Source organism: uncultured Gemella sp. (assembly GCF_963529685.1).
GTDB lineage: Bacteria > Bacillota > Bacilli > Staphylococcales > Gemellaceae > Gemella.
Genome location: NZ_CAUSAI010000064.1, coordinates 1 through 6,099 on the forward strand (window position 1 = coordinate 1; position 6,099 = coordinate 6,099).

Sequence of the window (6,099 nt, forward strand, 5' to 3'; positions counted from 1 at the left end):
CTTGTTTTTCTTTGTGATATTTCGATAAAATACTATCATCAAACTCACGTGAATTCGCAATTACCAAATCAAAAATATTCTCTTCTACATGTTTGTTTATTGCAACGACATGATCAGAAACTGAATAATTATCCGTCTCTCCATGCTGAGTCATAACATTACAAATATATATCTTCTTAGCACTGCTTTCTCTTATTTTTTCTGAGACTTTAGATATTACTAAATTAGGAATTATAGAAGTATATAAGCTACCAGGTCCCATTATAATATAATCTGCCTGTTCAATAGCCCTTAGTACATCTTCATTTGGTTTAACTCTAGAAGGAGTGATATACACATGATCTATTACTCCTCCAGCTTCAGTTATCGAAGATTCTCCTCTTATAATTTCTCCCGTTGACAATACTGCATTTAAAGTCGCTATATCATTAGTTGTCGGCAAGACAGTACCACGCACATTTAAAATTCTACTCATAACTTTTACTGCTGTAGAAAAGTCACCATGTATGTCTGTCATAGCCGCTATCATTAAATTACCTACTGGATGTCCCTTAACCTCACCACTATCAAAGCGATATTGGAACATTTTCTCTAAATACGGCTCCACATCTGATAATGCCGCTATAACATTTCGAATATCTCCTGGTGAGGGAATATTCATATCACTTCTTATCTTTCCAGAACTTCCTCCGTCATCTGCTACCGTTACTACGGCCGTTATATCAAGAGGATATTTTTTTAAACCTCTTAAAAGAACTGATAATCCAGTTCCCCCTCCAATAGTAACTACTTTTACTTTAGTTCTCATATCATTACCTACCCTTATTAATATCTCTATGTTCTAAGTGTACTCTATAGCCCAATTTTGAGATATCTTCATACAATCTTCTTGCTACACTTACAGAACGGTGTTTTCCACCTGTACAACCCACAGCTATTGCAACCTTATCTCTTCCTTCATATTGATATTTATCCACCATATACGTCATAAGATCTAAATACTTATCATAAAACTCTTGAGTAACTTCATCATCAAAAACAAAGTTATAAACTTCACTATCCTGCCCAGTTTTTTCTCTAAGTTCATTTATATAAAATGGATTTTTTAGAAAACGAACATCAACAATGTTATCCGCATCTATCGGCACTCCATATTTATATCCAAAACTAGAAATTGTAATATGATAACTATCTTTTTTCTCGATTCCAAAATCTTCTAATATTCTCTTCTTCAAATCTTTTACAGTCGTATTAGTAGTGTCATAGATATAATTTGCAATACCTTTAACTTCATCCATATCTTTTCTTTCCTGAGAAATCCCCTCAAGCAAACTAAATTCCGTCGACAATGGGTGATTTTTTCTAGTCTCTTTATATCTATTAACCAACACCTGATCATCGCTATCCAAAAATATTATTTTCACATCAAAATACTCACTATGTTGTATTTTTTTTAATAATTCTTTTAAATCTACAAAAAGGTGTTTACTTCTGATATCTATACTTATTGCTGTCTTATCAATCTCTTTTTCTTCAATTATTCTTAAAAAATCTTCCACTACTAATCCTGGTAAATTGTCCGTGCAAAAATACCCTTGATTTTCAAAAACTTCTAATGCTGTATTTTTCCCTGCTCCACTTATTCCCGTGATTATAACTAACTTTTTCTTCATAATTTCACATCCATTTTATAATATTCTATAAGTTTTATGGAATAATAAATTCAGTTTAACAAAGAAATAATAAACTGCTCCATTCCTTTATTGTACAACATTTCTGTATATTTGTGTAGTATTTTAAAAATATAAAAAAAGAAAACTACCGTAAGAATCTATCTTACAGTAGTTTTAAATTAATTATGAATTAGTTCTATTCCTATTAGTAGTTGTGCCAGTTGTTCTGCTAGTTGTAGTTCCAGTTGTATTCCCTCTCGTTGTAGTATTACTATTTGAAAATCCATTTTGATTTCTAATTATTGAAGTATTGCTATCACTTGAGTTACTATCATTTCTACTATTATCACTATCGCTATCATTTTGTTTATCTTTTTCTTCTTGATTACGTTTATTCTCTTCTTCAATTTGACGACGTTCACTTTCAGAAATAACCTTAACTCCTCCATTTATAGATCCGACATTCCCAGGAACTGAGAATCCTTTTGGCGGATGAATACGAACTATATTTTGCATATTAATTCGATATAATGCTTGAGTTTTTTGTGTATCATCTTGAGTCATAAACTTAGTTGGACCATCTATAGCATCAAATCCTTGCCATACAGCCATTGTATAATTACTAGTATATCCAACTGTCCAAGAGTCTTTTGAATAGTTATCAATATCGAAACCATACTTTTGAGCTTCTCCTTCACCGAATGTAGTTGTACCTGTCTTAACAGCCATATCAGCTCCACTAATACGAGCAAACGAAGCTAAACCATTTACTCCATTTCTTAACATTGATGTCATAATATATGCTGTAGATTCTTTAATAACACGTTTTCTATCATCTTTGCTAAAGCTCTTCACTTCAGAACCTTCACTATCGTAGACCTTTTTAATAGCTTTCGGCGTTGCATAGTATCCTCCATTACTAAATGGAACATATGCTCCTGCCATTTGTAATGGCGAAAATCCATCTCCACTTCCTCCTATTGGCGTAGTAATAGAATCATCTGTGATTTCCATACCTACATTAGCTGCATATTGTTTTACTCTATTAAACCCAACCTCTTGGTATGTTTTAATCGCTGGAATATTGTATGACCATACTAATGCATTATTTATAGTAGTATTACCATGAAATCTTCTATCCCAGTTTTGAATTTGTGAACCTTGAAGTTTAGAGTCATTAACTATATGATCAGAACCCCAATTTAAATACTCAATCGCTGGTCCGTAAGCTAGTATTGGTTTAATTGATGAACCAGGTTGTAACTTAGCCTGCGTTGCAATATTAAATCCATGGAATATTTGTTTTTTACCTCCATAAAGAGCGGCTATACCACTATTTTCGTTATTCAGTACAACCATAGCCACATTACTTGCTTGTTTTATTCCTGCATAGTTAGCATTTACACTTTCTGTTAAAGTATCTTGAATTTTTGAATCAAAATTAGTATAAATTTTAAGACCTAAGTTTAATACGTCACCTTCATAATCTTTAAATTCTTTACTATTTTTTAATTCATTTACAATTTGATTCATATATGAAGTATATTTTGAATCAAATTCACTTGATAATAATACACGTTCACTTTCGTCACGTTCTATTAATCCATCTAATACATTAGTTTTTTGAGCTGCTGTTGATTCTGCTTCTGAGATTTTCCCATGATATTGCATTAAATATAATACTGTATCACGACGAGCTTTAGCAGCCTCCGGATTATCATATGGATTATATGTATTTGGATGCTGAGGCATACCTGCTAAAAGAGCCATTTGCGGAAGAGTTAATTGATTCAAGTCTTTTCCATAATAGTATTTGGCTGCTGTTTTTAAACCATATACTCCATCAGAATAATATATTCTATTTACATACATTGTAAATATTGATTCTTTATCATAGTTTTGTTCAAGTTTATACGCTAAGTATGCTTCTTGAACTTTACGTTTTACACTCTTATTATCATCTAAAAATGTTCTTTTAATTAACTGTTGAGAAATTGTAGATGCCCCTTGCGAACCAAATCCACTAGTAAGGTTAGATACTACTGCACCTATTAAACGTCTAAAGTCAACAGCTCCGTGTTCAAAGAATCTATTGTCCTCTGTAGCTAAAATTGCATCCTGCATCTTTTCAGGAATATCTGCCGTTTCTAAGTTTTCACCAATTTGATTTCCTAATTTTGCTACTTCATTATTGTTCGTATCATAAACAATTGTTCTAGAATTGTTATCTAAGATTTTTGAATCAAATGCTGGTGCTTGATAAATCCAAAACACACATAATAAGAATAAAGATATAATAGCAACACTTGCTGCATACAATCCATATCTTAATATTTTCATCCATAGTACCTTATTATTCTTTTTAAAATTAGGTTTACTTATTCTATTTGGTCCTATTGGCCCATTACCTCTTGCTGACTGTTGAGAATTTCTCGGTTGAGATGGTGGTAACGTTTGTCTTTGATTTGTACCTTGAGGTCTTTTAGGTGGAACAGGTCGACTCGAACTTGGTCCCCCTCTTCTCATAATTTCTTCATTTGTTAATGGTCGTCTTGATTGACCGCTATTTGTTGAATTATTATTTCCTCTAGATATATAACCACCTGGCATAACACTCTTTCTTTCTTGAGAGTGCCTATCTTTTCTCGATAACCGATTATTATTATTTTCTGCCATAGCATATCCTCTCTTTTTTTAGATATTTAAACTTTTGCTTTATTAATATTAATTTTTCATAATATAATGGTATACTACACTACATTAATTTTAATGTATAATTGAAAAAAAATCAATTTTCTTTACATATATTAACTATTATTTAATAATTTTGTAATATAAGAAAAGATCTTCCAATTATATACTTATTAATTAATATTAAACTTAAATCACTTATTATTTTTCCTTCAATTAAAATATAATTTATAAACAAAAAGAAGCTATTATTATACCAATCTCTGAAAATCAGACCAAAGAATCTAACTTTCTGAGATCAGCTTATTTACAATAATAGCTTCTTCTTAACTATTTTATTTAGTTTGTAAAACTTCAATATTATCAATAGCCGCTTTAGCTGCTGCTATTCTCGCGATTATCACCCTATATGGAGAACAAGATACATAACCTAGTCCTATTTTAGAACATAATAAAATCGATTTTTCATCTCCTCCATGCTCTCCACAGATTCCTAGCTTAATACCAGGTTTAACAGTTTTAGCTTTTTCAACTGCAATTTTCATAAGTTCTAATACTCCACTTTCATCTAAATGTACAAATGGATCAGACTCTAATATATTCTTTTTCTTATAAATATCAATAAATTTCTCAGCATCATCTCTAGAATAACCAAATGTTAACTGAGTTAAATCATTAGTTCCAAAACTAAAGAAATCCGCATGTTTAGCAATCTTATCAGCAATTATGCATGCACGTGGTATTTCAATCATAGTTCCCACTTTATAATTGAAATCTTCATTATACAATTGAATCTCTTTTTCTACCAGTTCTACTATTTGCTCACGTAACATTGCAAGTTCTTTTTCTAAACCTACTAAAGGAATCATAATCTCAACATTTACTTCTATACCTTCTTTGCAGGCTCTAATCGCCGCTGCACTAATTGCTTTTGCTTGCATTAAGTAAATTTCTGGATACGTAATACCAAGTCGACAACCACGATGCCCCATCATAGGATTGAATTCGGCAATACTAGCAATTTTCGATTCTAACTGATTAACACTTACTCCTATTTCCTCAGCAATAACTTTTATAGTATTTTCATCTTTAGGCAAAAATTCATGAAGCGGTGGATCTAATAATCTTATATTAACAGATTTCCCTTTTGCCACTTTAAAAATCTTATAAAAATCTTCACTTTGAATTGGCTGTAATCGATCTAAGAATTTAATTCTCTCATGAGTATCACTCGCTAAAATCATTTTTCTAACTAAACTTATTCTATCTTCTTCAAAGAACATATGTTCAGTTCTACATAATCCGATTCCTTCAGCTCCAAAATCAAAGGCAACTTTAGCATCAATTTCATTATCCGCATTTGCTAGTACTTTAAGACTCCTAATCTCATCAGCCCATCTTAAAAGCTTATTAAATCTATCGCTGAATCTAGCATCAATTTTAGCAACTTCTCCTAGGTAAATTCTACCGCTGCTTCCATCAACAGAAATAGTATCTCCTTCTTTTAATGTAATCCCTGAAATTTTCAATGTTTTTCCACTGTAATCAATAATCATATTTTGGCAACCACAAACACAACATTTCCCCATTCCTCTTGCTACTACAGCTGCATGTGATGTCATACCTCCACGTAAAGTTACAATAGCTTCTGAACTAATCATACCTTCAATATCTTCCGGGGAAGTTTCTTCTCTTACTAAAATAACAGGTTTTGTTTTCGCCGCTTCTACTGCTT

Annotated in this window: 4 protein-coding genes; all 4 read right to left on the minus strand. The window is 31.6% G+C overall.

Features of this window, described 5'->3' with window-relative positions; genetic code table 11:
• Positions 1 to 808: YvcK family protein (locus tag RWS90_RS07550; RefSeq protein WP_314550155.1), on the minus strand; the 808-nt coding region annotated here is incomplete at its 3' end.
• Between the two features lie 4 nt (positions 809 to 812).
• Positions 813 to 1,673, minus strand: a complete 861-nt coding sequence (gene rapZ / locus RWS90_RS07555; protein WP_314550157.1) for an RNase adapter RapZ — start codon at positions 1,671 to 1,673, stop codon at positions 813 to 815.
• Positions 1,674 to 1,856: 183 nt separating this feature from the next.
• A complete protein-coding gene (locus RWS90_RS07560) occupies positions 1,857 to 4,349 on the minus strand; it encodes a transglycosylase domain-containing protein (RefSeq protein ID WP_314550159.1) in 2,493 nt (830 codons plus the stop codon).
• A gap of 350 nt (positions 4,350 to 4,699) precedes the next feature.
• A partial coding sequence (locus RWS90_RS07565) for a putative PEP-binding protein (protein WP_314550161.1) occupies positions 4,700 to 6,099 on the minus strand: 1,400 nt, incomplete at its 5' end.